A 25,983-nucleotide genomic window follows, 5' to 3' on the forward strand; every position below is an offset into this window, starting at 1 on the left:
CTATGAAAATTCAGCTAACCAACCTGCCCCGGGAGATTGATGCTGCGGCCATTGCCGAGCTGTTTCCCGATCCCGCCCTTATTCGCATCACCCGGTTTGACCGCGACGGCGATCCCGACTCGGTCACCGTCTGGGTCGAAGTGGAAACCAGCCGCCTGCACGCCCAACTCCTGGCACAAAAAATCGCCGCCATTCCCCGCTTCGAACGGCGCATCGGCGCCTATGTGCCGCTGTTCGGCTAGCGCCACGGCCGGGTTGACGCCCCCCTTGCAGCCCCACACCACCGCATTCAACACAAAGAGATGAATCGTTTAAAACCGTTTTTCAGGGAACTGGGCCAGGAGGTTTTCACCGTTTCCGTGACCCTGTTCCGGCTGATGATTCCGGTCATCATCGTGGTCAAGATCCTGGAAGAGCTGGGCGGCGTCGAGCTGCTGGCCCGGCTGCTCGGCCCGGTGATGGCGCTGGTGGGGTTGCCCGACAGCCTGGGCCTGGTGTGGGCGGCAACGCTGGTCACTAATATCTACGCGGGCATGCTGATCTTCTTCACCCAGTCCGACCCCGCCTCCTTGAGCGTGGCCCAGGTAACCGTCCTGGGAGGCCTGATGCTGATGGCCCACGGTCTGCCAGTGGAAGCGCGCATCGCCCAGAAAGCCGGGGTCAGGCTGCGTGCGACGCTCCTGCTGCGGATCGGTGGCGGCCTGCTGTTCGCCTGGTTGCTACACCGGATTTACGGGCTGGGAGGCTGGCTGGAGCAACCCAATACCTTGCTCTGGCAGCCGGCGCCGGTGGATCCCAGCCTCGCGGGCTGGGCCCGCGCTCAGCTCGAGAGCCTGTTGATGATCCAGGTCGTCATCATCGTCCTGCTCAGTGCACTCAAGCTGCTGCGCCTGTTGGGCGTCGAGCGGCTCATGCAGTGGCTGCTGCAGCCCCTGTTGCGGGTGCTGGGCATCGGACCCCAGGCAACCATGCTCACCATCATCGGTATCACCCTGGGGCTCTCCTTCGGCGGCGGCCTGCTGATCAAGGAGGCACAGGCCGGCCATATTCGTGCGCGGGACGTCTTCTGCGCCATGGCACTGCTGGGGCTGTGTCACAGCCTGATCGAAGACACCCTGCTAATCCTGTTGCTGGGCGCCCACATCTCCGGGGTGTTATGGCTGCGCCTGGGGTACTCCCTGCTGCTGGTGGCGCTGCTAAGCCGCTGGATCGACAGGCGCTCACCGGCCTTCAAGGCGCGCCACCTCCTCTATCCGCCGCCGGCCAGCTCCTCGGCAACCCATCCAACGCGTCCGCGTCGGCATGCCGGGGATTGAACGCGCGGCTTTTTACCGGCCGCGGGTTGCCGTTTCCCCCGGGCGGGCTGACGCACGCCCCCGCGCCCGCTATCATTGGCCTGCCATCGCGGCTATTCAGCGCCAAACAAACACCGAGGAGTCCGATCCATGAGTCTGCAGGATCAACTGATGAAGGCGGGGCTGGTCGATAAGAAAAAGCTCCAGAACGCCAAGAAGGAAAAGCACAAAAACCGCAAGCAGCAGGGCAAAAAGCCGGGCCAGGATGAAGCCGAGGCGCTTCTGCGCAGCCAGCAGGCGAAGGCCGAAAAGGCCGAGCGGGACCGGGCGCTGAACCGGGAAAAGCAGGCCCTGGCCGAACGCAACGCCATTGCCGCCCAGGTTCGCCAGTTGATCGAGAGCAACCGCCTGCGCGACAGCGACGGTGAAACCGCCTACAACTTCAGCGACGGGCGCCAGATCAAGCGAATCTACATCAAGGACGAGCTGGTTACCCCCCTCAGCCGGGGCCAGCTGGCGATCGTACGCTTTGGCGAAGGCTATGCTCTGGTGCCGGCCAAGGTGGCAGAAAAGATCAGCCAGCGGGACAGCCAGAGCGTGGTGGTGCTGAACGAGCCGGAGGTTGCCCCGGACGAAGACGATCCTTACGCCGAGTACCAAATTCCCGACGATCTGATGTGGTAACCGGAGCCTGCCCATGACCCTGGCCCCGACCGACCTGCTCTGGCTGTTGTTCGCCTTCGTGTTGCTGCAGTACTGGTGGAGCGCCAAGGGGGTCAAGGAGCTCGCCTACCAGGCCTGCCGCCGCTATTGCCGGGAGCTGGATCTGCAGCTGCTGGACGATACCCTGGTGCTGCGCGGTCTCTGGCTCAAGCGCGATCCCGGGGGCCGGCTGCGCTTCTGGCGCTCTTACCTGTTTGAGTTTTCCTCCACCGGGGACGAGCGTTACCGGGGCCGGGTGATCCTGCTGGGGCGGCGGATCGAGGGCATCCAGCTGGAGCCGCACAGAATGGGGCCTTGATGCCCCATTCCCCCTGAAGCGCCGGATTACGTCACGGCCCCTGGCCCCTTTTCTGCCGGCCTCCGCCTTCCCCCGCGCCTAACCAAAGTCCCATGGGCAGCGCCAAGCGCCAGGTTCATAATGACCCGAACCCTAGAGCGCCAGATAGTAACGATGCCTAGCCCACCCCCCTTTTTCTTTTTCTTTGTCTTTGTCTTAGCCGCCCCCTGCCGGTTGCCCCGTGCCTGCTTTAACAGGGGCTGCCCATGCTGACCATTCGCCCCCTGGGCCAAAAAGACGCGCCCCTGCTGCAGCAACTGCGCCTAGCCAACGTGCGCCATGATCCCCACTGTTTCTGCACCAGCGCCGCCGAAGTGCAGCGTCAACCCCTGCTCGACTTCGAGCAGTTGATCGAGCGCTTCGCCCGGCTGCACGACGGCTGCCTCTGGGGCGCCTTTGGCCCCGGTGGGCAGTTGCTGGGCAGCCTGGCCCTGGAACGGCTGTACGGCGACTACCTCCGTCACAAGGCGCGGATATGGGGGTTGATGGTGGACCCCGGGCAACGGCGTAGGGCTGTCGCCAGCCAGCTCTGCCAACGGGCGATCCGCGAGGCGCAGGCCATGGACGGGGTGGAAAAGCTGGTGCTGGAGCTGACTGGGGAGGCGGTCGCGGCCATGCACCTCTACCGGGGCCTGGGATTTCGCATCGAAGGAGTGGAGCCGCTCTCGCTGAAGCAGCAGAACCGCTACCTGGACGAGATCCAGATGGGACTCTACCTCTAAGTCAGGCAGAACCGGCGCGCATTCAAGAAGGGAGACGAAAGGTACAGCAAGGGGCGGCATAACCGCCGCCCCGGGGCTACGCCCTTAGTGGTTACAGCCCGCGCTGTGCACGTGACCGTGCGCCAGCTCGTCTTCTGAGGCTTCCCGGACGTCGGCCACTTCCACCTCGAAATTGAGGTTCTGACCTGCCAGGGGATGGTTACCGTCAACGGTGACCTGATCGCCTTCCACTTTGGTGACGACCACAGAAAGCTGGCCGTTGGCGGTGCTGGCCTGAAAACGCATGCCCTCGGCAATCTCCTCGACGCCGGTGAAGGCTTCCTTTGAAACCGTCTGCACCAGGTCCGGGTGCACCGGTCCGTAACCCTCTTCGGGGGCCACGGTCACGCTCAGCTTATCCCCGGTGACCTTGCCGGTCAGGGCCGACTCCAGGCCGGGAATGATATTGCTGGCGCCGTGCAGGTAGGTTAACGGCTCACCCCCGCTGGACGAGTCGATCACCTCCCCCTGATCATCGGTGAGGGTATAGTGAATACTCGCTACTTTTTTGTCGGCAATCTGCATGAAAGCTCCGCGTTGGTTGATGAGTGTGTGCGCAGGATAACGGCTTCGCCGCCCGGATGGTACCTTGACGCGCGAATCCATTGATCTGACTGCTCCCGGGGACGGCCTCAGTCCACCCAGCCCTGCCCAATGGCTTTGAGCGGCAGTTCCAGCCCCAGCTCGGGCACCTGCTGGCCGATCCAGGCCGGGAAGGTATTGCTGTTGGGGCCCGGCCAGACCCGGTACTCATGGGCCCAGGGGTAGCTGCGTGCCGCGACGTCGATCGCCTCCACCAGTTCCCCGGCAGCCGCTCCACGTCGCTCCAGAAGCAGTTGCGGCCGCTCCCCAAACCAGTACCGGTCCGGGTGATCCTGCTCGATGCGCAACACCGGCAACCCGGCGCGCTGACGCCAGCCCACCACTTCATACACGGTGTAGCGCGGGGCGTTGCGGGCCTTGGTGGCGATCCAGGTGTGGATCGCAAACCAGCCGCGCCAGCCCCAGGCCGGGGCGCCATAGACCTGCACGACGGGTTCAGGAGTGGAAGCTGGATCCGGGGCGATGCCGGCGGGCTGGCGACTGGCGGTACGCCAGCTCCCCTGCGAACAGCCGACGAGCAGGGCGAGGATCACAATACCCGCCCCGAGGCGATAAATTGATCTGCTGTGCGTGGCGCCTGGACTCTGCATTGCTGACTCCGACACCCGTGCCGGTCTCAAGTTCCCCCGGCCCTGACTACACTGAAAAGCGTGGAGAATCGTCACTGCCGACAAATGCTCGAGGAGATCGCCAGCGAGGTCCGCGAAACCGCGCACCTGATCGGCCGGGCGCGGCTCAGCGATGCGGTGATGGAGGCCATGGCCCAGGTTCCCCGGGAGGCCTTTGTCAGTCCCGACCTGAGGAGGGAAGCCTACGCCAACTACCCCCTGCCCATCGACCACGGGCAGACCATCTCGCAGCCCTACATGGTGGCCCTGATGACAGACCTGCTGGAGCCGCGGCCGCAGCACCGGGTACTGGAGGTGGGTACGGGCTGCGGTTACCAGTCGGCGGTTCTCTCTCTGCTGGTTGAGCGGGTGGTGAGCCTAGAGGTAATCAAGGCGCTGGCCACTTCCGCACGGGCGCGGCTGGCGCGGCTTGGCTACGGCAATGTCGAGGTTATCCACGCCGACGGGGGCGGCGGCTGGCCCGAGCTGGCCCCCTACGACGGCATTATCGTCACCGCCGCCCCGACGGAAATCCCTCCGGCGCTCATCGAACAGCTGGCGGACGACGGGCGATTGGTGATTCCGGTTGGCGGGCAATACAGCACCCAGCAACTGCTGCGGGTCACCAAGGGGGGCGACGGCACGGTAAAGGTCGACACGCTGCTGCCGGTACGCTTTGTGCCACTGACCGGGGACGCCTGACCCGGAGCGACGAAGGTTGCCCGAACGAGAACCGGTCGCTAAGATGCGCCCCTTGTTGTTGAGGTCTCTTTTTATGCTCGATTCGACGCGCAATAGCACCAACCGTCAGCAGATCTTCGCCGACCTGGGGCTGTTGCCCTTCCTGGAGAAGCGCGAGACGGTGCAGATCGGCAATCTGCCGCTGCACTACGAACTCTATCCCCACGCCAGTGACGCCCCGACGCTGCTGTTCATTCCCGGCATCGGTACCTACAGCGAGCTCTACTGCGAGTTGCTGGCACGGCTGAGCGACCAGGGCTTCAACGTGGTGGGCGTGGACCTTCGCGGCCACGGCTACTCCGGCGGCCCCCGCGGGCGTTACCGGGTTGAGCAGGTGATCGCGGATCTGCAGCAGGTGATGAACCACCTGGAAGCCCGTTTCAGCGGCCCCTTCGGGCTCTTCGGCTGCTCGCTGGGCGCGCGCCTCGGGCTGGCCCTGGCCGAGGTCGATCCGCGCATTCGAGCGCTGCTCTGTCATACCCTCTTTCTGGCGGAGATGCCGCCGGACATGTGGCACAGCCTGGGCTGGTCCTGGCTCTCGCTGAGCGGCGTGTTTATGCCGGATTTTAAAGTCAGCTTTCGCAGTTTTGTCGATGTCGAGGACATGCTGGCCACCAACCCCATGGGCCGCTACGCCAGCACCGACCCGCTGCTGGTCTGGGATTACCCCCTGAGCACCCTGCGTAGCGTCTACTCCTACCCCAGCGGCATCCTAAAAAGTCCGCTGGAGATTCCCAGCGCCATCATGATCGGCGACCGGGACGACGTGATCCGGGTGGAGTATGCCCGTGATCTGGCCGCCAGAAGCGCCCAGCCCTTCGACCTGCTGGAAATCGAAAACGCCGGCCACATGCTTCCCTTCGAACACCTGGAGGCGACCCTGGAAACCAGCAGCGACTGGTTTGCCCGAGCCCTGGGCCGGTAACCGCGTCGGCGTAAGTGCGGGGATACCCTTCGCCCCGCTCCCTCCCCGTCCTCGCTCGGCCTTCTTCTTTAACTCAATTACCGGTTAGTTGGGGAATTTAGAGATCGCCTCAGCGGCAATTTTTTCGATCATCCCCGCCGTATCCTGCTCATCGACCACGGTCTGGACTTTCGCCTGCCAGACCAGCTCTTTGGACTTAGCATCGAGAAAGTCGACCACCAGGGTGCCCTCTTTATATTCGATGGTCTGAGTTTCCACCGTCCGGGTGCTGCTATCCGGAACCCGGTTGTTCCAGCGCCGGTCGTAGTCACGTGAGCGGGGATCGGAATAGTAGGCATAACGCCCCCGGTCGCCCCAGTAGTCGCTGGTTTCAACCATGCGCTGGGTCGAGCGATCCTGTGAGCTGCCATAGAAACTGATCAGAAAGTCCGGGTTACTGCTGGACTTACTCACCCCCTTGGCTTGCAATTCGCGCTCAACCGCAAACTTGAACTGTTTGATTAGCAGCGCTTTCTCTTCCGATAGCTGCGACTCTTTTTCTGGCAACCAGTCGTAGGTTCGGTAGCTGCTCAGGTCGACAGTCGGGTCAGACTGGGTATTGACCGACATCGGCTGACAAGCAGCCAGTAACAGCCAAGAGCCCAATACCATTAGATAGCTACGCATAACAGCATCCCTCTATTATTTATCCGTTGGTTGAAATCTAGTTCAAGCCAGCGCGTTTGCAGCCAACAGCCTGAAACTTTAAAAAAGTCACTCAATCAAGGGAATTTTGCGGACATGTCGACTCGCCTCATCGCATCGACAGCGCCTTTTCAGCGACCGGTATCGGGCCGGTTATGGGCTATCTTTAATCTGGTCACTTTTTCTTAAAACGCAGTCAGGATAGGGGTGATGTTGTAGCCAGTTTCCGGCGTGCTTTTCCTCCTGCTTTACCCGTCTTTACCCAGGAGGAGCCCATCATGCGCACCCTCAAAGTTCCCGCCTCCTTGCCACTTTCCATCGCCAGTTGCGCCCTGTTATCCCTCACCCTGTCCCCGCCAACACTGGCCGAAGACTTCGGCCAGGCGATGCGCGACAGCAAGTTAAACCTGATGCTGCGCTACCGGTTTGAAACCGTCGACCAGGACGGTTTCAGCAAAGATGCCGACGCGTCGACCTTGAAGACCCGTGTTTCGCTGACCACCGGCCGGTTTTACAACGTCAGCGCCACGGTGGAGATCGACGATGTCACGACGATCGGCCCCGACGATTACAACGACGGCTCCGGCTTCGGTAAAACCGAATACCCGGTGGTGGCCGACCCGGAGGGAACCGATTTCAACCAGCTCAGCCTGAGTTATCACAGCGACGGCTTTACCGGCACCCTCGGCCGGCAGCGCATCAACCTCAATGACCAACGTTTTTTGGGAGGTGCAGCCTGGCGACAGAACGAGCAGACCTACGAAGGGTTGCGGCTAAAAATCTCGCCAAGGCAGAAACTGGAGCTGGACCTTACCTACTTTGACCGGGTCAACCGCTTCTTCGGACCGGACAGCACCCGCAACAGTTTCAATGGCGACTTCTTCGCCCTCAACGCGGCCTACAAGTACGACGAACAGCACCGGGTCGCCGCCTACCTGTACGATCTGGATTTCGACAAGGCCGTGAGCTCATCCAGCACGTCTTACGGTTTCATCTACGACGGTCAGTACGACAATTTTGGCATCAAGGCGGCGCTCGCCCTGCAGGAAGACCGCGGCGACAACCCCGACAACTACCGAGCCGAATACGTGATGCTCGAAGCCGCCACCCGGGCGGGGCCCGTAGGGCTGGCCGCCGGCTACGAGCAGCTTGGCAGCGACAACGGCGTGAGTTTCCAGACACCGCTGGGCACCCTGCACAAGTGGCAGGGCTTTGCCGACAAGTTCCTAACCACCCCGGCAGACGGGATCAAAGATCTGTATTTCAAGGTCAGTGGCGACGCCCTGGGGGTCAAACTGGCGGCCATTTACCATGAATTCTCGGCGGAAAGGGGCAGCAGCGACTACGGCTCGGAGCTCGACCTGGTCGCCAGTTACGTCTTTAACGAGTGGTTCAGCGGCACCCTGAAATACGCCGATTACAACGCCGATGACTTTGCCACCGATACTGAAAAGTTCTGGGCCATGGTGACGTTCCAGTTCTAGGCCGGTTCGCCCCCTACGCGAGGGCCGACGACCGGTTAAGTTGAACATCGCCGCAAACCAGGGGTCGTCGGCGGGTGCGGAGGCTAGGAGACGGTGGATCTGTCTCAAGGGTGAGGCAGTAACAGGGGGGCCAGATACGAGAAGGGCGCCAAGCATCCTGCCAGCGCCCCTCCGTGTCCTTCTCTGGTGAGCAGTGGGTAAGCTATAAATCCCTCATAGCGGCTAGATCCCTCTATTACCCCGTGCTCGCGAGCCATTATGCCCAGCCCCCCGAGGGGCAGATATAGGAAAAATTCCTAAATTTCTTCATCCTACGAAGGCTTGCCTAGGCCGCAAGCCTTGCCAGCCAGTTTCTGTCTCCATAAGCTATGCCAAACTCATAAGGAGACTCCGGTGACCGAGCTGTTTCGGCCCCTAAACGCCCTGCTTTTCCCCCTGGCGCTGACGCTGCTCAGCTTGGCGCTGCTGCCCGGGCTTCCGCCCTTGCCTGCGCCCTGGCCCCAGGCCCTGCCCTGGCTGCCTCTTTTTCTCGGCGTCCCCATGTTGCTACTGGCCTGGCACTTCAACAACAGCCGCGCTCTGCTGGCCTGCCTGTTAGCGCTGCTAGGCTACACGCTGGCGCTTCAGCCTTCACTGTCGACGCCGCTGCTGAAGACGCTGGTCCTGCTGTTGCTGCCGCTCAATCTGCTCCTGATCAGCATCTACCGGGAGCGCGGTATCCTGAGCCCTCCCGGGCTGCTCCGTTTTGCCCTGGTGCTTGCCCAGGGCGGGCTGGTGCTCTGGGCGAGCAACACCCCGCCCCCTTGGCTACACCATTGGCTGTACCCCCAGTGGGGCGAGAGAATCGTCGCTTGGAGCGGCTTGCCCGCCCCGGTGCTGGCCACCCTGGCCCTGGGTGCCCTGATCCTGCTGGTGCGGGCCTGGCGGTCGCCGGGCGGTCTGCATGGTTACCTGCTGGCCACCCTGGTACTCAGCGCATGGCCCTTGGCGAATGGGCTTGAGGGGCGGGAAAACCACCTGCTGATCAGCCTCACGTTGGCCCTATGGCTGCTGGCGCTCCTTAAACGCAGCCACGAGATGGCCTACATTGACGAGCTCACTGGCTTGCCCGGGCGCCGGGCTCTAGAGGAAGCGCGGCTCAGGCTCGGGCGCAAGCACAGCGTGGCCATGCTCGATGTCGACCATTTCAAAGCGTTCAACGACCGCTACGGGCACGATGTCGGCGACCAGGTGCTCAAACTGGTCGCCTCCCGCCTGGCGCGGGTCCGTCCCGGCAAGGCCTATCGCTACGGGGGCGAAGAGTTCTGCATTCTGTTTCCCCGGCGCCGCGCCCGGGACGTGCTGGAGCCGCTGGAGCGGGTGCGCCAGTCCGTGGCCGACGCAGAGCTTCAACTTCGTGGCCCCGACCGCCCCAGAAAAAGCCGCGATGGCAAGAAGCAGCGTGGGCAAAGGCAAGGCGCGCGACGCACGGTATCGGTAACCATCAGCATCGGCGTCGCCGAGGCCCGCCCCCGCCAGGACAGCGTCAAGCAGGCGGACCAGGCGCTCTACCGGGCGAAGAAACAGGGCCGCAACCGGGTCTGTTTATAACCCGACGCCGCGAGCTTTTCGGAGCTATCAAGCCCGCTGGCACTTCAGGATTTCGTAGGCCTGCCGGATTCGGGAGAAGGCCACAGGATCCCCGCCCCGGTCGGGGTGCAGGCGGGCGGCCAGGCGGCGGTACGCCTGCTGGATCTCGCGCCAGGACGCCCCCGTTGACAGGGACAGGGTTTGCAGCGCAACCTCACGCTGCGCCTGTCCCTGGGGGAAGCGTTGCCAGAACCCCCGCAACAACTGGCGTACCTCGTCACCGCTGGTCTCAAGCCAGTGCTCCATGTCGAGGTAATAATCACGCAGGGCGCCTTGGCTGGCATCGGCATCCAAAGCCTGCACGGTGACCGCCGGGAGCGGTCGCAACCGTATCGAGAGCGGACACACCTGCAATTGGAATCCGTCCTCGAGCAGCGATTGCTGCAGGCGGTAGAGGGCGTTCATCACCAGGAAGTGGGTGCGAAACAGTGCCAGATCCGGATCCGCAGTGGCAGCTGGCAACGGAGCCCCCTTGTCCTTGAGGGACTGAATTAATTCGTACTCGGTGATCCCCTCCGGCGTCTCTAGAATAAGCGGCAGAATCAGCGCGGTCAGGGGGTTTTCGATCAATGGAGTGGAAGCAGGCATCAGCCTATCCTAAAAACCCGGCCCAGCGGGGGTCAACTCGCGGGCAACAAACAGCAGCCAGTCCAGCCCTGAGCTAGTCTTAAACTCGAAGATTCAGGCTACAAACAGCGGGCACATCGATCCTCTGCCAGGGGCGCGCCGGCTGCTTTGATCCGCTCGGGAACCCAAGGCAAGGAGCCCGCTATGGACCTCATCCGCATTCTCATCGCCATTCTCCTGCCGCCGCTCGGCGTGTTCTTACAGGAAGGTATTGGCAAGCACTTCTGGATCAATATTCTGCTGACGCTGCTGGGCTATCTTCCCGGCATCATTCATGCTGTGTGGATCATTGCCAAGCGCTAAGCACTCCGCCGCGAGCCCGGGATGAAACAGGTCAATGGATAACCCGCAGAACCAACACACCCGACGGCGGCTGCGCCACTTGGCGTGGCTTCTCGACAGCTCCATCCGCCTGCCCGGCGGTTTTCGAATTGGCCTTGACGGGCTCATCGGCCTCGTTCCGGGAATCGGCGATTTGCTGACGGCGGGCCTCTCCTCCTACATCATCGCCGAGGCCGCGCGGATGGGCGTTCCCAAAAGCGTACTGGCGCGCATGGGATTCAACGTGCTGCTGGAAGTGGTGGTCGGCGCCATTCCTCTGTTTGGGGATCTGTTCGACTTCGTCTTTAAAGCCAACGAACGCAACCTGAGGCTGATCGAAGGCCATCAACTTTCCCCCAGGCGTACCCGCAACCAGAGCCGCTGGCTGATGGCCGGCGTCATCGCCGGCGCGGTGGCGTTACTGGCGCTGCTGTTCTACCTGATCATCAGCCTGTTTGATTGGGTGCTCACCCGGCTGGCGGGCTGACCCCCTGACCATCGGCAGGCGCAAATTCAGGAAGCCGCCATCCACGCCAGCGCCGTATCCAGCATACGGTTGGAAAAGGCCCACTCGTTGTCGTACCAGGCCATCACCTTGAGCAGCCGCCCCTGGACGCGGGTCTGGCGGGCATCGAAGACCGCGGAATCCGCGACGTGGTTGTAGTCGATCGAGACCAGCTCCTGGTCGTTGTAACGCAGCACCGGGGATGCCGCCGCCGCGGCTTTCATGGCCTGATTGACCGCTTCCACCGTGACCGGCTCGCGCATCACCAGACTCAGGTCCACGAGAGAGACGTTAGCCGTGGGCACCCGCACCGCCATGCCGTCCAGCCGTCCGTCCAGCTCGGGCAAGACCAGTCCCAGTGCAGCGGCAGCGCCGGTCTTGGTCGGGATCATCGACTGGGTGGCCGAACGGGCTCGGTAGAGATCCTTGTTGTAGACGTCGGTCAGGGCCTGGTCGTTGGTGTAGGCGTGAATGGTGGTCATCAGTCCACTTTCGATACCAAACTCACGATGCAGCACCTGGGCCACGGGGGCCAGACAATTGGTGGTGCAGGAGGCGTTGGAGACGATCCGGTGTTCGGCGCGCAGGCTCTGGTGGTTGACCCCGTAGACCACCGTGGCGTCGACGTCCTTGGCGGGCGCCGAGATCAGCACCCGCGGCGCGCCGGCATCGAGGTGAGCCTGGGCTTTCTGCCGGTCGGTGAAGCGGCCGGTGCACTCAAACACCAGGTCCACCCCCAGCTCCCCCCAGGGAAGTTTGGCGGGATCGGCCTCGGACAACGTCCGTACCCGGTCGTTGCCGATACGGATGCCGTCCCCGGCCTCCTCCACCTCCTGGCCGAAGCGGCCGTGAATACTGTCGTATTTGAGCAGGTGGGCGTTGATATGGGCATCGCCCATGTCGTTGATCGCCACTACCTCCAGGCGATCCCGGTAGCAGGCTTCGTAAAGCGCCCTAAGCGTATGGCGGCCAATCCGGCCGAAACCATTGATTCCGACTCTGATACTCATGGCTCTCTCCCCGGCAGCTGAGACGGCACGATCAAATCGTGTGCTTACAGACACCTATACCCGGGCCGGGCGCAAATTGCCAGCCCGATGCGTTCACCAGCGGATGTCAGCGGGAAGGGACGGAGTAGGATTTGAAACGGTTGAGGTTGCGGCCTTCGGTGTTGCGACGGCTGCGTTCGCGCTGGGCTTCCTGGAAGCGCCGGTTATGCTCAGAGATGAAGGCCTCGTAACGGCTATCACTCTTGGCATTGCCGGTAACGGTGGAGCTGGTGTTGGGTCGCGAGGGAACGTAGATCTCGGCGTCCGGCGCACACTGGATGGTGCTGAACTCCGGCACTTTCTGCAGGTCCTGGCATTTCCAGATGGTGCCGGCGACGCTCAGGCCCGGAGCCAAGCAGGTAGTCAAAATGAGAAGTTGAATATAACGCAAGGGACCGTACGGAGTTGCTGAATACGCCTGCATTATAAAAAAGAAAACCCCCGTCGACCATAGCCGACGGGGGTCGCTCAGCACAGCGCCGATTAGGCGGCTTTGCCGGTAGCCTTCTTAACAGCCTCTTCCATTTCGGAAGTGGTCTGCTTGGCGGACTCTTCAACGACCGCAACGAAAGCCTCTTTGGCCTGGCTGATGGCGGCAACGCTCTTCTCGGCGCTGTCGGTCATCTTGGCTTCCAGGCTCTTGTAGTACTTAACCTGCAGGTCCAGAGCCGCTTTGGGGTCCTTGACCTGGGACAGGGCCTTGAACTGCTCCAGGCTCAGGTTGACCAGTTCGGTCAGGGACTCTTTCTGCACGGCAGCCAGGGTCTCCATCACCTTCTTGTTGGTCTCAGCCAGATCCAGGACGGGCTGCATACGGCTCTTCATATCTTCAAACATTTTCTCGTACATAGTCTCACCTAAATTTGATTTTTTGCGGCGCAGTAACAACTGCTGCCAACTCTAGTGATACAAAAAAGCGGTGTCAACAGATTTCTTCCGCACCGCACAAAGACGCGGTCAAGCCAATCTCCGGCACTCGCTTAAACCTGGGCAGCGACCTTACTTGGTGCTGGTGGCTTTCTTGACCGCAGCCTGAATTTCCTCGGAAGTCTGCTCGCTGGCCTCCTGCAAAGCGGCCAGGAATGCCTCACGGGACTCGTTGATTGCCGCGATGCTTTTCTCGGCGGTGTCGGTCATCTTGGCCTCAAGCGCCTTGTAGAACTGCACCTGCAGGTCCATCGCCGCTTTCGGATCCTTGGCTTCAGTCAAGGCCTTGAACTGCTCCAGACTGGCGTTGACCACCTCGGTCATGGAGTCCTTCTGCACGTTCGCCAGGGTTTCCATGGCCTTCTTGTTCGACTCCGCCAGCGCCAGCAGGGGCTGCATGCGGGCTTTCATATCGTCAAATGCATTCTTGTACATAGTCGTTCACCTCTGCTCTTTGTGCGCTGCACCATTTATTGACGATTTGACTATAGCGGTGGAAAAAAAAAGAGTCAAACATTTTTTGTGCGGCGCACAAAAACTTAAGGGTACGCCCCGGCGACGCATCAAAGGGAAAGGCAGTAAGAGAGACGCGGTGAGATGATTAGCCGGAAAAACGGCTTTCAATCACGCTTCGGCGCCCTGCTCGTAGAACAGCTCCACGGGCGGCACCAAGCGCTTGCGCAGCTCGGCGGCAAGACGGTCCATTTCGTCATCGTCCCAGGGCCGCGCCGCGGCTTCGGCGGGCTGGCGGGCAAGGGTGTAGGCCTGGATTTTTCTGATTGTCACCCCCGACTCGCTCAACCGTTCCACCAGTTGCACATAGGGGGTATACCGCTCCAGGGAAAACGCCTCGTCCTGCCAGCGGAAAAAGCAGGACTGGAGTACGACCGGGTAACGCTGCCCGAAGCGGGTCAGCGTGTCGATCAGCCGCTCAAACCGCAAGCGAGTGCGGTTGATCCGTTTCAGGGAAGCCGCGTCCCAGTAATCCAGCTTGAACCAGACTTCACCGCCCGCCTGATGGAACGCCTTCCAGCGGGCCTCAAGGTCGCCCCGCTCCAGGCCGCTGCCGTTGGTGAACAGAACCAGTTTCACCTCTGGCGCAAGCCGGTACTCGCGCTTCAGTGCCAGCAGCAGGTCCAGCACCTGCGGCAGGGTTTTCACAGTGGTGGGCTCCCCGTCGCCGGCCAGGGCGATATCCTGCAGGCGATAACCGCGGTAATCGCCCTCGGCCAGGGCGTCGAGCCAGTGGCGCAGCTCGGCTTCCAGCTGCGCCAGATCCGGAGCAAGGAGGAGGGCCTCCCCGGCGCGGTCCACCTGGCAGTAGACGCAGTCGAAGTTACAGCGCTTGTCCGGGTTCAGGTTAATTCCCAGCGAGAGCCCTCCCGAGCGACGTGAGACCACGGGATAGACCAGACGGCCGTACTCGCTCAGACGACTGTGCTGATCGTAGCCGAGCTGGATATCAGGTGTGGAGTTCAGGGTCATACCTCAGGCTTCGATCCCCGCCTTGACCAGGATTGCCTTGTAGCTGGCAACGGCTTCACCCAGCCCCATCATCAGGGCATCCGCCACCAGGGCATGACCGATGGAGACCTCGGCCAACCCGGGAATCGTGGCCATCATCGCCAGGTTGTCCAGGTTCAGGTCATGGCCGGCGTTGACTCCCAAACCCAGACACTGGGCCTTTTCCGCCGCCCGCGCGTAACGCTGGAAAACCGTCTCCTGCTGGTCCGTGCCGAAGGCCTGGGCGTAATCCTCGGTATAGAGCTCGACCCGGTCGGCCCCCAGGGCAGCGGCCAGATCCAGGTCCGGCGAGTCGGCGTCCATAAACAGGCTGACCCGAATGCTGCGTGCCTTGAGCTCGTCGATAATGGGCTTGAGGCGGGTGCCGTCCCGCTGCAGGTCCCAGCCGTGGTCGGAGGTGAGCTGGTCCTGTGCGTCAGGCACCAGGGTGCACTGGGCCGGGCGCACCTTACGCACCAGTTCCAGAAAGCCGGGGTAATCACCCAGCGCGCCCTCGAACGGGTTGCCCTCGATGTTGAGCTCAACCTCACCCAGCATTGCCGCCAGCTCATAGACATCCGTCGGCCGGATGTGCCGCAGGTCCGGACGCGGGTGTACCGTGATACCGTCCGCGCCGTGGGCCAGGGCGACCTGGGCCGCCTGGGTAACGCTCGGAATACCGGAGAGACGGGAGTTACGCAGCAGGGCAATTTTGTTCAGGTTGACGCTAAGGGCGGTCATGACGCGGACGGTCTCCTTGAGGCTGTGAGGATAGTTTTATTGTAGGGACTTTGCGCCGGAGGATCATCTATCAAACGACAGTTTTTAACCACGGCCAGCCGCTGCCGGAATGATTAACATACGCATGCGTATTGACAGCCCAAAAGCAGCCCCATACGATAGCGTATAGTTGTAACCAAGACGCCCACCGTCCGCCATAACGATAAATAGGAAGAGACCATGATCACGAGTTACAAAGCCTTTAACTTCGGCCTGGGTGAAACCCTGGATATGCTGCGCGAGCAGGTCAACAGCTTCGCGGCGAGCGAAATCGCCCCCCGCGCCGAGGAGATCGATCAGAAGAACGAATTTCCCAACGAGCTGTGGCGCAAGTTCGGCGACATGGGGCTGCTGGGTGTGACCGTCAAGGAAGAGTACGGCGGCGTGGACATGGGCTACGTGGCGCACGTCATCGCCATGCAGGAGATCAGCCGCGCCTCGGCCTCAGTGGCTCTCTCCTACGGTGCGCACTCCAACCTGTGCGTCAACCAGATCCATCGCAATGGCAATGAAGAGCAGAAGCAGAAATACCTGCCCAAGCTGGTCAGTGGCGAACACATCGGCGCCCTGGCAATGTCCGAGCCCAACGCTGGCTCCGACGTGGTCAGCATGAAGCTCACCGCCCGTGACAACGGCGACCACTACCTGCTCAACGGCAACAAAATGTGGATCACTAACGGTCCCGACGCCCACGTCTACGTCATCTACGCCAAGACCGATACCAGCAAGGGCCCCCATGGCATCACCGCTTTTATCGTCGAGCGTGACGCCCCGGGCTTCTCCCGCGCCCAGAAGCTGGACAAGCTGGGTATGCGCGGCTCCAACACCTGTGAACTGGTGTTCGAAGACTGCGTGGTGCCCAAGGAGAACATCCTCGGGGAGCTTAACGGCGGCGTGAAGGTGCTGATGAGCGGCCTCGACTACGAACGCTTGGTCCTCTCCGGCGGCCCCCTCGGTATCATGGACGCCTGCATGGACGTGGTGGTGCCCTACATCCGCGAGCGCAAGCAGTTCAACAAGGCGATCGGCGAATTCCAGCTGGTCCAGGGCAAGGTTGCCGACATGTACACTCAGATGAACGCCGCCAAGTCCTACGTCTATGCGGTGGCCCAGGCCTGCGACCGGCGCGAGACCACCCGCAAGGATGCTGCCGGCGCCATCCTCTACTCGGCCGAGCTCGCTACCAAGATGGCGCTGGACGCCATCCAGCTGCTGGGCGGTAACGGCTACATCAACGAGTTCCCCACCGGTCGCCTGCTGCGCGATGCCAAGCTCTACGAGATCGGCGCCGGCACCTCGGAGATTCGCCGCATGCTGATCGGCCGCGAGCTCTTCAACGAGAACTGAGGCAGCACACCCGCAACAGAAAAGGGCAGCCAATGGGCTGCCCTTTTTTATCGGATCCGGGTCAGGCGCGATCAGACTTTCAACACTTTGCAGCTGTTGGTTCCGCCCACCGACTGGTAGTCGTCACCGTGGGTCAGCACAACCAGGTCCCCCTCTTGCAGGTACCCCCGCTGCGCCAGCTCACTCAGCGCCCGCCGGGCCACGGCGGCGATATCGCCCTCACTGTAATCGAACGGTACCGGGTAAACCCCGCGGTAAAGCGCGGTGCGACTGAGGGTGGCCTGATGGCACGAGAGGGAAAAAATCGGCAACCCGGAACTGATGCGGGAGAGCAGCAAGGGGGTGGTGCCGGACTCGGTCAGGGCCACGATCGCCTTGACCCCGCGCAGGTGGTTGGCCGCGTACATGGCGGCCATGGCCACCGTTTCGTTGATGTCGGTAAACTCCTGTTCCAGGCGGTGATGGGAGACATTGATGCTGGGGTGCTTCTCGGCCCCCTGACAGACCTTCGCCATCGCTTCCACCGTCTCCACCGGGTAATCACCGGCGGCGGTCTCGCCGGAGAGCATGACCGCATCGGTGCCATCCAGCACGGCATTGGCCACATCCATCACCTCGGCCCGAGTCGGCAGCGGGCTGCTGACCATGGACTCCATCATCTGGGTGGCGGTAATCACCACCCGGTTGAGCTGACGGGCACGGCGGATCAGACGCTTCTGCACCCCCATCAACTCGGCGTCACCGATCTCCACCCCCAGATCCCCCCGAGCCACCATGACCGCATCGGAGGCGAGAATGATCTCGTCGATGGCCGCGTTGCTGGCTACAGTTTCAGCCCGCTCCACCTTGGCCACCAGCCGCGCGTCGAGCCCGGCCTTGACGGCCAGCTCACGGGCCTGGGCCATGTCCGCGCCGCTGCGGGGAAAGGAGATCGCCAGGTAGTCGACGCCAATGGCGGCGGCGGTCTGAATATCCGCCCGGTCCTTATCGGTGAGCGCAGGGGCCGAGAGCCCCCCGCCCAGCTTGTTGATGCCCTTGTTGTTGGAGAGCAGGCCGCCCACGGTCACCCGGGTCCGGACTTGAGCGCCTTCGATGGCGGTGACCTCCAACTGCACGCGACCGTCATCGAGCAGCAGCAGGTCTCCCGGGCTCAAATCCCGGGCCAGCTGGGGGTAGTCCAACCCCACCCGCTGGACATCCCCCTGTCCGGGGCCGAGTTCCCCATCCAGGGTGAAGGTAGCGCCGACTTCCAGGCTGACCGGCCCTTGTGCAAAGGTGGAGATTCGAATCTTCGGCCCCTGCAGGTCACCCAGAATCGCCACCTGGATACCGAGGCGCTCGGCGATCGTCCTCACCTCGCGGGCACGACGGATATGGTCCTCGGTACTCCCGTGGGAAAAGTTCAGCCGGACAGTATTGGCCCCGGCGGCAAGAATGCCCTCCAGGTTTTTATTACGATCGGTGGCAGGGCCGAGGGTGGTGACGATTTTTGTGCGACGGTACATGCTTGACGGTTCCTACTTGCTCAAGAGGGCGTAACAGCGCCCAATGAAAGGGCGACGCGTGGTCATTCTTGTGGAAGGAAACGATCAGGTCCAGATATTTTACCGATAAACGATGCTGCAAGTGCCATCCGAGGGGCTAAAACGCGGGGGACTAAAAGTGCTGCCGCCGCTCCTCCTCGAGAAAATAGAGGGTCTGGCTACCGAAGCCCTTAACCTCCACCTCGCCCCGTTCGGTACAGAGGAACTCGTCCTTGATCAGGGCATAGGTGGTTTCGTTGAGAGTGATCCGCATGGGTTCTGAGAGACTCTCCATGCGCGCAGCAAGGTTAACCCCTGGGCCGAACAGGTCGTACACGTATTTCTGGATGCCCACCAGTGAGCCGATCACGGTGCCGGTGTTGATGCCTATCCGCGCGCGCCACTGGGTGGTATGGGCGGCGTTACGCTTCTCTAAATAGCGCCGCATCCGCAGCGCCACCTTGGCGATATTGGCGGTGTCCTCCCCTGTCTCCTCGGGAACCCCCGATACCGCCAGGTAAGCGTCACCGATGGTGCGGATGCGCTCGCAGCCGAACATGTCGGCGATGCGGTCAAAGGCCGAGAAGATGTCGTTGAGCTCGGACACCAGGGCGCTGGCATCCTGGGAGATGGTCATGTCGGTAAAGCGGGCAAAATCCAGCATCAGGATCGCGGCGCGGTCAAAGCGCTGGGGGGTGGTGGTGCCGAAATCCTTCAGCTCCTCGTACACCTGCTTGGGCATGATATTCAGCAGCAGGCGCTCAACCCGGTCCTTCTCCTTTTCCAACGCCTTGGCGTTCTTCTCCGCCATGCGGGAGTAGGAGTCGAGCATGTACTGGGTCTCCTTCTCCTTGGAGATGTCCCGCGCCTCCACCAACACCAGTCCAGTGTCGGGCATTGGTTTCAGCTCCAGACGCACCGGCAGCGGCCGCCCCCTGACCTGGGCCTCGGCTTCAAAACGGAAGTGTCCGCGAGCCGCCAGGCGCTGACGCGCTTTGTCCCCATCCAGCGCCGCCATCCGCCCGCCAAGAGAATCATCTTCCTCAGCGGGGGGAAACCAGTCAAAAAAGCGGGCGTTTTCGTAGTGCAGGCGCCAGTCTTCGGGGTCCACCACAGCGACGCCCAGACCAAGCCCCTGGAGCAGCTGAGCGGTATCCACGGACTCGCTCATCAAATACCTCAGGGCTGTCGCACGATGTAACGCCGCCGGCCGGCAACGTCGTTGATGATCATGGAGATATCCCCCTCTTCCAGGGCGAAGTCCTCCAGGGTAAATTTCAGCAGCCCAACCGCCTCGTCAAAATGTTCGCCCCGGATGCCCAGCCGGGCATGGGCCCGCTCCAGGGCCTCGTTGGAGAAACTCGCCGGGCCTCCCATGATGGAAGCGATGAACTTGGTCTGGTGATCGACCAGCCGGCGCATGTCCATGCCCTCGAAGTAAGGACTGAGACTGTCGGAATCAAGAACCTCCTCGTAGAAGGCCGACACGATGCGGCTGACGGTCGCGAAACCGCCGTACTTTTCGAACAGGCTCTGGGACACCGTCACCTCCGCTTGGCGGCTGGAACGCGGGCACACTCCCCTGACTATAGTCGAGGCCCCTGAGGGCCACAAACCGCGGGTCGGGTGGCTCCTAGAGCAGCAGCCATTGCACCAGCTTAACCCCACCTACCACCAGGAGCAGACACAGCAGGCAGGCCAGAAGCACCTTGGCCAGCAGCTTGGGTTTTTCCGTTGCCATCGACTTAGGACGCCTCGGGCACCAACAAGGCGGCGCAGAGCCCCTTGATCTGCGTTTCGTTGGGCGATACGCCCCCGGTGTGAAGCAGGCTCTGTCCGAAGATGTAGCTGTAAAACAGAAACGCGCGGGCGTAGGCCTGGTCCGCATCCAGTCCGAGCTGCTCAAACAGGGCTGCCACCGACGACAGGCGGGCGTCGTCAACCTCGCGCACCGCAGCCGCCGCATCGACGTCGGTGCGAGCCCAGTCCCGTACCGCCAGCTCAATGGCGCTGCCCCTCGGGTTAGAAGGGCCGGTATAAAGGTCAAGCAGAAAGCGAAGGGTCTCGTAGGCGGACTGGTTGGTGGTGGTCTGCTCGGCGATGGTGCGAATACGCCCGTCCCGCCAATTCTCCAGAAGCCGTGCCAGAAGATCGCCACGGTTCTTGAAATGCCAGTAGAAGCCGCCCTTGGTGACCTTCAATCGCTTAGCCAGCACCTCCACCTTGACGCTGTCCACGCCCCCCTCTGCCAGCGCCGAGAAGGCTTCGTTGATCCAGCTATCCTGCTTGAGTTTGACGTTCATAAAGGCGGTTCCTACAAACATACGGAGGCGTATTGACAGCCGCGCGACCTGCCCATACGATAGCGTATATAACGATAAAGACAAGCCTGCGGGCGGCTGAACGCGCGCATCATAAAGACCCCGCTGCAGCCCGACAAGCCGAGCAAAAGAGGATCGTGTAATGGAACAGCCACTCTGGCGCCCCTCCCCCGAGCGGATCGAACGGGCCAACCTGAGCCACTTCATTCGCCAGCTCAACCGGGACGAAAACCTTGAACTCGCGGGTTATCACGCACTTTACGACTGGAGCGTGGCCAACAGCGAGACCTTCTGGTCGCGCCTCTGGGATTACGGTGCCATCCGTGGTCACAAAGGCAGTACCGTGCTGGCGGACGGTGACAAGATGCCGGGTGCCCGCTGGTTCCCCGAGGCCCGACTCAACTTTGCCGAAAATCTGCTGCGCCGCCGGGATGATAAGCCGGCCCTGATCTTTCGCAGCGAGGACGAACGCCGCGTGGAGCTGAGTTACCACCAGCTCTACGCCCGCACTGCGCGCCTGGCCAGCGCCCTGCGCCAGGCCGGTATTCAGAAAGGGGACCGGGTGGCCGGTTTCATGCCCAACGTCGCCGATACCGTAGTCGCGATGCTAGCCACCACCAGCCTGGGCGCGATCTGGAGCTCCTGCTCCCCGGATTTCGGGATCAACGGGGTGGTGGACCGTTTCGGCCAGATCGAACCGCGCATCCTCTTCACCACCGACGGCTACCTGTACAACGGCAAGCGCCTCAACTCCCTGGAAAAGATCGCCGGCATCAGCGACCGCCTGGACTCCGTCGAGCGGATCATCGTGGTCCCCTTCTTTGACGCGGCCCCCGACCTCTCCGCCCTGCCCCAGGCCCAGATGCTGGCCGACTTCGAGGATCCCGAGGCCAGGGAGATCGACTTCGAGCCGGTGCCCTTCGACCACCCCCTTTACGTCATGTACTCCTCGGGCACCACCGGGGTGCCCAAGTGCATTGTGCACAGTGTCGGCGGCACCCTGATCCAGCATATCAAAGAGCACCGCCTGCACACGGACCTGGGTCCCGAGGACGTGCTGTTCTATTACACCACCTGCGGCTGGATGATGTGGAACTGGCTGGTGAGCGGCCTCGCCGTGGAAGCCACCCTGGTGCTCTACGACGGCTCCCCCTTCGCCCCCGGCCCCGAGGTGCTCTGGGACATCGCCGAGCAGGAGCGGATCAGCGTGTTCGGCACCAGCGCCAAATACATCGCCGCCCTGGAGAAGGCCGGCTGCAAGCCCGGCCAGAGCCACGATCTGAGCGCGCTGCGGGCCGTACTTTCCACCGGTTCTCCCCTGGCCCACGAGAGCTTTGACTACGTCTACCGGGACATCAAGCAGGATCTGCTGCTGGCCTCGATCTCGGGCGGCACCGACATCGTCTCCTGCTTCGCCCTGGGTTGCCCGATTCTTCCCGTCTACCGTGGCGAATTGCAGTGCCGCGGGCTGGGCATGGCGGTGGAGATCTACGATGACAACGGCGCGCCGGTACGGGAGGAGAAGGGCGAGCTGGTCTGTACCCGCCCCTTCCCCTCCATGCCCATCTATTTCTGGGACGACCCCGACCAGAGCAAGTACCGCAGCGCCTATTTCGACACCTTCGACAATATCTGGGCCCACGGCGATTACGGCGAGATCACCGCCCACGGCGGATTGATTATCCACGGCCGTTCCGATGCGGTGCTCAATCCCGGCGGGGTGCGCATCGGCACCGCCGAGATCTATCGTCAGGTAGAGAAGATCGAGGAGGTGCTGGAAAGTATTGCCGTCGGCCAGGAATGGAACAACGACGTACGGGTGGTGCTGTTTGTCGTCCTGCGCAAAGGCCTGACCCTGAACGACGCGCTGATCGATCGCATTCGCAGTACGATTCGCGCCAATACCACGCCGCGCCATGTGCCGGCGAAAGTGATCCAGGTGGCGGACATCCCGCGCACCATCAGCGGCAAGATCGTTGAACTGGCCGTGCGCCGGGTCATTCACGGCGAGACGGTGAAAAACAAGGATGCCCTGGCCAACCCCGAGGCGCTGGAGCTCTTTCGAAACCTGGCGCAGTTACGCGACTGATACCATGGATACCCTGACCCGTATCCTGGTAGCGGACCCCTCACCCCTGTTTCGGCTTGGGGTCCGCCTGGCCCTGGCCCGCGTCGACCAGCCGCTGGTCATCGAGGAAGCCGACCGCCTCGTCCACCAATGCGCTCACCTGAAAAGCGCACCAGAGGGGCGCCGGCCGCTACACAGCTTCGACCTGATAATTCTGGCGCAAGACCTGCCGGGGCTGGCGTCCCGGCAGCAGCTGCGGGCGTTGAAACCACCGGTGCTGCTGATGACCCCGAGCGGAAAGGCAGCGCTGCAATCGCAAAGTCCGTGGCCTGCGGTTGCCGGACACCTGCCCAAGAACATTGGGCTTGACCAGCTGAACCGCTGCGTGACCCGGTTGCTCAGTGGCCTGGGTTGCGACTGTCACATCCAACGGGAGGCGCCTGCCGGCGAACGGGCAGCGCTACGGAACCTGTCCAGTAAGCAACAACGGGTACTGGAGCTGGTTCGCGAAGGGATGAGTAACAAACAGATCGCCGCTCACCTGCACCTCTCGGAGAGCGCGGTCAAGCACCACATCACCCGCATCTACCGGGTACTGGACTTCAAGAGCCCCAACCGCACCCTGCTGGCACTGCAGAGCGTGCCAGACCGGGTCCGTGCCTCGGCTTAGAACGCCAGTACCCGCCCCGCCCCCTCGGGCATAGACAGGCTGCGGTGCTGGCGGGCGATCTCTTCAATCTGGCGGCCAACACGCGGAGGGAAGGGAGCACTGCGCCGGCTTTCAAGATCTACGTGCACCAGCAACACCTCGTTGGTCGCCGCCAGAAACCCTTCGCGCTGGTGGAACATCTGGTGGAAGAGACGCAGTTTCTTGTGGTCGGATTGCAGCAGTTGGGTGGTGACATCCAGCGATGCACCCGCCTCAAGCTCCCGCTTGTAGGTCACGTTCATGTCTACCACGAAGGCGGAATGGCGGGTCTCCCGGGCATAGTCGGGCCCCATGTGAATATTTTCAAGGAAGGCGTCGGTGGCCTGATCGAAGGCCAGCACGTAGTAGGCCACGTTCATATGGCCGTTGTAATCGATCCACTCGGGCTTTACCCGAGTTTGAAAGTCGCAGAAAGGAACGCGGGCGTCCATGGTCAGAAGCCTCCCTTGTTTTTGTTATTAGGAGTCGGCTTTCAGACTAGCTTTTCGCCCTGTTAAAAACCAGCGTTTTGTGCAGGTGCAAATTAGAGGAAAACGAAAAAAATCACGTAAAAATGATCAATAATCAACAAAAACAGCCGATTAACCCATTTATTTCATTCAGACCAAATTCTCTTTTTCGCATACGCACAAATACCGGCGGATCTCATCCATGCTCCAGCCGAGCCAGCTCAGTGCGCAACTGTGTAAGCTGCTCAAGCACTTGCCGCGCGTTGGCCGGCCCCAGTCTCAGCATCTGCTTGTGGACGCCGGACAGCGCCTCCAGCTCAGGGTCGGCATACTGGTAAACCGCCGAGGCGTTGGGCTCCAGGGCGATGGGCCCCTCCCTGACCGGACTTTCGAGCAGGTGATCCAGGGCTTGCAAAAAACGCTGGTGAAACGACTTTCGCGGAAAGCCAAGCTCGGCATATGCCCGCTGCATCAATGGATAGTAACGCAGGTAGAGATCCCGTAAGTCGGACACCTCGAGCTTGGAGAAAAGCGCGATGTAAGGGGTGTAACGGCCATAGTTGTAGCCGTCGAGCCAGAACTGGTCATCCTGCTCCAGGGCCCGGAACGCATTGGGGATGGGCCGCAGCAGGCTGTGCTTGCGGGGAAAATCGCCGTTGGCCATGTTGTCCACGGTAACCACGAACTTGCGCACCAGCTCTTCGTCGATCAGCCAGTCAGCCAGGGCCGTGGCCGGCGCCAAGTCGACCAGGGCCCGGCGCACCTGCGGATCACTTTCATTGAGCTTGGGCAGGTCCGCGTCAAAAGGAACCCTGACCGAACGGCTGCTGCCCGCCGCACTGCTGCGCTCTCCTTCCGTCACCAGCACCCGGCGAGAAGCGGGCTTAAGGGTCATCAGATCTTCAGGGTCAGGCTCAGCGGTTTCCGGCGCTTCGGTCGGGACCGCCACGGCGGGCGCCGGCCTATCCCGGAACTCTTCTTTCAAAAACGACTGGGGATCTTTGCCCAGAATGAGAAAGCCCACCCCGACCAGCAACGCCAGCGCACTGATGAACACCAGAACCGGCATCAGTCCGCGCCCCCGTTGAGCCTTCCCTGAAAACTCTGTGCAGCCTCGCATGCGTTTCCCCGCCCTGTTGCAACGCCTTTGCAGCTAACATAAAGCAGGCTTACGCGCCGGGCAACCCGGTATCCTGTCAGTCAGCGTTGAACCAGGGTGCCATTCTGATAATCGCGCAGGGCCTGCTCTATCTCGGCCCCGGTATTCATTACGAAAGGGCCGTACTGGGCCACCGGCTCGTTCAGCGGCCGCGCCGATAGCAGCAAGGCGCCGGCGCCCTCGCCGGCGGCGATCAGCCCCAGCTCGCTCCCCTCTCCCAGCACCGCCAGCTCCCCTGCCGGCAGCCGCTCCCCGGCCACCTCCAGGCTGCCTCGATAACAGTAGAGCAGCGAGTGATGGCCCGGCTCCAGGGGGTGCACCAGGGAGGCCCCGGGCGGAAAACGCAGATCCACGAACAGCGGGTCAACGAAGATATCCCCGACGGCACCGGCCACGCCCAGGGAATTCCCGGCAATGACCCGGCGCACCACCCCCTGTGCGTCCTCGACTTCCGGAATATCCGCAGCGGCCAGCCCCCGGTATCGGGGCGCGCAGAGTTTTTGCGCCGCCGGCAGGTTGATCCACAACTGAAAGCCCCACAGACTCCCCTCCCGCGGTCGCGGCATTTCCGAGTGAATCACACCACGGCCAGCGGTCATCCACTGTGCGCCACCGGGCTCCACCAGGCCGTGATTACCCAGGTGGTCCCGGTGCTCCATCTCGCCTTCCAACTGGTAGGAGACCGTCTCAAATCCCCGGTGGGGGTGGTCAGGAAAACCGGCAATGTAATCCCCCGGCTGATCCGACTTGAGCTCGTCCAGCATCAGGAAGGGGTCGAACCGGCGCAACTGCGAGTTACCCAGCACCCGCCGCAGGCGCACGCCCGCGCCGTCCGGCGTCTCCTGGCCCCGTACTCGGTGAATAATGGCAACCTGTTGGCATGCACTCATGGAACACCTCCTAGT

Annotated in this window: 31 protein-coding genes; 14 read left to right on the top strand and 17 right to left on the bottom strand. The window is 62.2% G+C overall.

The genetic code is table 11. The features are described from left to right. The first annotated feature begins 2 nt into the window (after positions 1-2). From JGZ97_RS04740 to JGZ97_RS04760, 5 genes are all read left to right on the top strand, one after another. The gene (locus tag JGZ97_RS04740) at positions 3-242 is read left to right on the top strand and encodes a hypothetical protein (RefSeq protein ID WP_207061459.1); all 240 of its coding nucleotides are present in this window, start codon (positions 3-5) and stop codon (positions 240-242) included. 60 nt (positions 243-302) lie between these two features. Beyond that, positions 303-1,316: a hypothetical protein gene (locus tag JGZ97_RS04745; protein ID WP_242521540.1), complete on the top strand. Its 1,014-nt coding sequence runs from the start codon at positions 303-305 to the stop codon at positions 1,314-1,316. A 129-nt stretch (positions 1,317-1,445) separates the two neighbouring features. Continuing rightward, positions 1,446-1,979 carry a DUF2058 domain-containing protein gene (locus tag JGZ97_RS04750; protein WP_207061460.1) on the top strand — a complete coding sequence of 178 codons (534 nt, stop codon included), beginning with the start codon at positions 1,446-1,448 and terminating at the stop codon, positions 1,977-1,979. 13 nt (positions 1,980-1,992) lie between these two features. Continuing rightward, the gene (locus tag JGZ97_RS04755) at positions 1,993-2,316 is read left to right on the top strand and encodes a DUF3301 domain-containing protein (protein ID WP_207061461.1); all 324 of its coding nucleotides are present in this window, start codon (positions 1,993-1,995) and stop codon (positions 2,314-2,316) included. 245 nt (positions 2,317-2,561) lie between these two features. Continuing rightward, complete coding sequence (locus JGZ97_RS04760; RefSeq protein WP_207061462.1) at positions 2,562-3,077, top strand: GNAT family N-acetyltransferase; 516 nt, start codon at positions 2,562-2,564, stop codon at positions 3,075-3,077. Positions 3,078-3,161: 84 nt separating this feature from the next. On the opposite strand, the gene JGZ97_RS04765 is transcribed toward JGZ97_RS04760, so the two are convergent. Together JGZ97_RS04765 and JGZ97_RS04770 are read right to left on the bottom strand one after the other, a co-directional pair. Beyond that, positions 3,162-3,641 carry a peptidylprolyl isomerase gene (locus JGZ97_RS04765; RefSeq protein WP_207061463.1) on the bottom strand — a complete coding sequence of 160 codons (480 nt, stop codon included), beginning with the start codon at positions 3,639-3,641 and terminating at the stop codon, positions 3,162-3,164. Between the two features lie 107 nt (positions 3,642-3,748). Continuing rightward, positions 3,749-4,252 carry a DUF3750 domain-containing protein gene (locus JGZ97_RS04770; RefSeq protein ID WP_370584003.1) on the bottom strand — a complete coding sequence of 168 codons (504 nt, stop codon included), beginning with the start codon at positions 4,250-4,252 and terminating at the stop codon, positions 3,749-3,751. A gap of 117 nt (positions 4,253-4,369) precedes the next feature. On the opposite strand from JGZ97_RS04770, the gene JGZ97_RS04775 reads away from it, so the two are divergent. Both JGZ97_RS04775 and JGZ97_RS04780 read left to right on the top strand, forming a co-directional pair. Continuing rightward, positions 4,370-5,029, top strand: coding sequence for a protein-L-isoaspartate(D-aspartate) O-methyltransferase (locus JGZ97_RS04775; RefSeq protein WP_370584004.1), 660 nt, complete (start codon positions 4,370-4,372; stop codon positions 5,027-5,029). 73 nt (positions 5,030-5,102) lie between these two features. Further along, positions 5,103-5,993, top strand: a complete 891-nt coding sequence (locus JGZ97_RS04780; RefSeq protein ID WP_207061465.1) for an alpha/beta fold hydrolase — start codon at positions 5,103-5,105, stop codon at positions 5,991-5,993. An 84-nt stretch (positions 5,994-6,077) separates the two neighbouring features. Here JGZ97_RS04780 and JGZ97_RS04785 read toward each other — a convergent pair whose 3' ends face one another. Beyond that, positions 6,078-6,659 (bottom strand): DUF4136 domain-containing protein, encoded by a 582-nt coding sequence (locus JGZ97_RS04785; RefSeq protein WP_207061466.1) that lies wholly within the window; start codon positions 6,657-6,659, stop codon positions 6,078-6,080. A gap of 296 nt (positions 6,660-6,955) precedes the next feature. On the opposite strand from JGZ97_RS04785, the gene JGZ97_RS04790 reads away from it, so the two are divergent. Continuing rightward, entirely contained in the window at positions 6,956-8,161 is a 1,206-nt protein-coding gene (locus JGZ97_RS04790; protein WP_207061467.1) for an alginate export family protein, read from the top strand. A 393-nt stretch (positions 8,162-8,554) separates the two neighbouring features. Beyond that, complete coding sequence (locus JGZ97_RS04795; protein ID WP_207061468.1) at positions 8,555-9,751, top strand: GGDEF domain-containing protein; 1,197 nt, start codon at positions 8,555-8,557, stop codon at positions 9,749-9,751. 27 nt (positions 9,752-9,778) lie between these two features. Here JGZ97_RS04795 and JGZ97_RS04800 read toward each other — a convergent pair whose 3' ends face one another. After that, positions 9,779-10,378, bottom strand: coding sequence for a DNA-J related domain-containing protein (locus JGZ97_RS04800; protein WP_207061469.1), 600 nt, complete (start codon positions 10,376-10,378; stop codon positions 9,779-9,781). Between the two features lie 183 nt (positions 10,379-10,561). Between JGZ97_RS04800 and JGZ97_RS04805 the strand changes: the two genes are divergently transcribed. Beyond that, entirely contained in the window at positions 10,562-10,720 is a 159-nt protein-coding gene (locus tag JGZ97_RS04805; protein ID WP_207061470.1) for a YqaE/Pmp3 family membrane protein, read from the top strand. A 34-nt stretch (positions 10,721-10,754) separates the two neighbouring features. Beyond that, positions 10,755-11,225 carry a DUF4112 domain-containing protein gene (locus JGZ97_RS04810; protein ID WP_207061471.1) on the top strand — a complete coding sequence of 157 codons (471 nt, stop codon included), beginning with the start codon at positions 10,755-10,757 and terminating at the stop codon, positions 11,223-11,225. Between the two features lie 26 nt (positions 11,226-11,251). Here the strand turns inward: JGZ97_RS04810 and gap are convergent, their stop codons facing one another. The 6 genes from gap to JGZ97_RS04840 all read right to left on the bottom strand — a co-directional run bounded on the left by gap (position 11,252) and on the right by JGZ97_RS04840 (position 15,463). Further along, a complete protein-coding gene (gene gap, locus JGZ97_RS04815) occupies positions 11,252-12,253 on the bottom strand; it encodes a type I glyceraldehyde-3-phosphate dehydrogenase (protein ID WP_207061472.1) in 1,002 nt (333 codons plus the stop codon). A gap of 106 nt (positions 12,254-12,359) precedes the next feature. After that, positions 12,360-12,647 (bottom strand): hypothetical protein, encoded by a 288-nt coding sequence (locus JGZ97_RS04820; protein ID WP_207061473.1) that lies wholly within the window; start codon positions 12,645-12,647, stop codon positions 12,360-12,362. A 128-nt stretch (positions 12,648-12,775) separates the two neighbouring features. Then, positions 12,776-13,141 (bottom strand): phasin family protein, encoded by a 366-nt coding sequence (locus JGZ97_RS04825; protein ID WP_207061474.1) that lies wholly within the window; start codon positions 13,139-13,141, stop codon positions 12,776-12,778. A gap of 150 nt (positions 13,142-13,291) precedes the next feature. After that, positions 13,292-13,654, bottom strand: coding sequence for a phasin family protein (locus JGZ97_RS04830; RefSeq protein WP_207061475.1), 363 nt, complete (start codon positions 13,652-13,654; stop codon positions 13,292-13,294). A 189-nt stretch (positions 13,655-13,843) separates the two neighbouring features. Then, positions 13,844-14,704: a radical SAM protein gene (locus JGZ97_RS04835; RefSeq protein WP_207061476.1), complete on the bottom strand. Its 861-nt coding sequence runs from the start codon at positions 14,702-14,704 to the stop codon at positions 13,844-13,846. 3 nt (positions 14,705-14,707) lie between these two features. After that, on the bottom strand, positions 14,708-15,463 hold the full coding sequence (locus JGZ97_RS04840) for a pyridoxine 5'-phosphate synthase (RefSeq protein WP_207061477.1): 756 nt from the start codon (positions 15,461-15,463) through the stop codon (positions 14,708-14,710). A gap of 219 nt (positions 15,464-15,682) precedes the next feature. On the opposite strand from JGZ97_RS04840, the gene JGZ97_RS04845 reads away from it, so the two are divergent. Further along, positions 15,683-16,849, top strand: coding sequence for an isovaleryl-CoA dehydrogenase (locus tag JGZ97_RS04845; RefSeq protein WP_207061478.1), 1,167 nt, complete (start codon positions 15,683-15,685; stop codon positions 16,847-16,849). Positions 16,850-16,920: 71 nt separating this feature from the next. Here the strand turns inward: JGZ97_RS04845 and pyk are convergent, their stop codons facing one another. The 4 genes from pyk to JGZ97_RS04865 form a co-directional block, all read right to left on the bottom strand. After that, complete coding sequence (gene pyk / locus JGZ97_RS04850) at positions 16,921-18,354, bottom strand: pyruvate kinase (protein WP_207061479.1); 1,434 nt, start codon at positions 18,352-18,354, stop codon at positions 16,921-16,923. 151 nt (positions 18,355-18,505) lie between these two features. Beyond that, positions 18,506-19,543, bottom strand: coding sequence for an adenylate/guanylate cyclase domain-containing protein (locus JGZ97_RS04855; protein ID WP_207061480.1), 1,038 nt, complete (start codon positions 19,541-19,543; stop codon positions 18,506-18,508). A gap of 8 nt (positions 19,544-19,551) precedes the next feature. After that, positions 19,552-19,914 carry a group 1 truncated hemoglobin gene (locus JGZ97_RS04860; protein WP_207061481.1) on the bottom strand — a complete coding sequence of 121 codons (363 nt, stop codon included), beginning with the start codon at positions 19,912-19,914 and terminating at the stop codon, positions 19,552-19,554. Between the two features lie 203 nt (positions 19,915-20,117). Next, positions 20,118-20,675: a TetR/AcrR family transcriptional regulator gene (locus tag JGZ97_RS04865; protein ID WP_207061482.1), complete on the bottom strand. Its 558-nt coding sequence runs from the start codon at positions 20,673-20,675 to the stop codon at positions 20,118-20,120. A gap of 160 nt (positions 20,676-20,835) precedes the next feature. Here JGZ97_RS04865 and JGZ97_RS04870 point away from each other — a divergent pair, with 160 nt between their 5' ends. Both JGZ97_RS04870 and JGZ97_RS04875 read left to right on the top strand, forming a co-directional pair. Next, complete coding sequence (locus tag JGZ97_RS04870) at positions 20,836-22,782, top strand: acetoacetate--CoA ligase (protein WP_207061483.1); 1,947 nt, start codon at positions 20,836-20,838, stop codon at positions 22,780-22,782. 4 nt (positions 22,783-22,786) lie between these two features. Further along, positions 22,787-23,431 (top strand): response regulator transcription factor, encoded by a 645-nt coding sequence (locus JGZ97_RS04875; protein ID WP_207061484.1) that lies wholly within the window; start codon positions 22,787-22,789, stop codon positions 23,429-23,431. Here JGZ97_RS04875 and JGZ97_RS04880 read toward each other — a convergent pair. The 3 genes from JGZ97_RS04880 to JGZ97_RS04890 form a co-directional block, all read right to left on the bottom strand. Then, a complete protein-coding gene (locus JGZ97_RS04880; RefSeq protein ID WP_207061485.1) occupies positions 23,428-23,901 on the bottom strand; it encodes a thioesterase family protein in 474 nt (157 codons plus the stop codon). The two genes, JGZ97_RS04875 and JGZ97_RS04880, sit on opposite strands and share 4 nt — an antisense overlap. Positions 23,902-24,115: 214 nt before the next feature. After that, complete coding sequence (locus JGZ97_RS04885) at positions 24,116-24,988, bottom strand: DUF3014 domain-containing protein (protein ID WP_207061486.1); 873 nt, start codon at positions 24,986-24,988, stop codon at positions 24,116-24,118. Positions 24,989-25,119: 131 nt separating this feature from the next. Continuing rightward, entirely contained in the window at positions 25,120-25,968 is an 849-nt protein-coding gene (locus JGZ97_RS04890; protein WP_207061487.1) for a pirin family protein, read from the bottom strand. Positions 25,969-25,983 lie beyond the last annotated feature (15 nt).

Origin of the sequence: Motiliproteus sp. SC1-56 (assembly GCF_017309075.1) — a bacterium.
Classification (GTDB): domain Bacteria; phylum Pseudomonadota; class Gammaproteobacteria; order Pseudomonadales; family Balneatricaceae; genus Motiliproteus.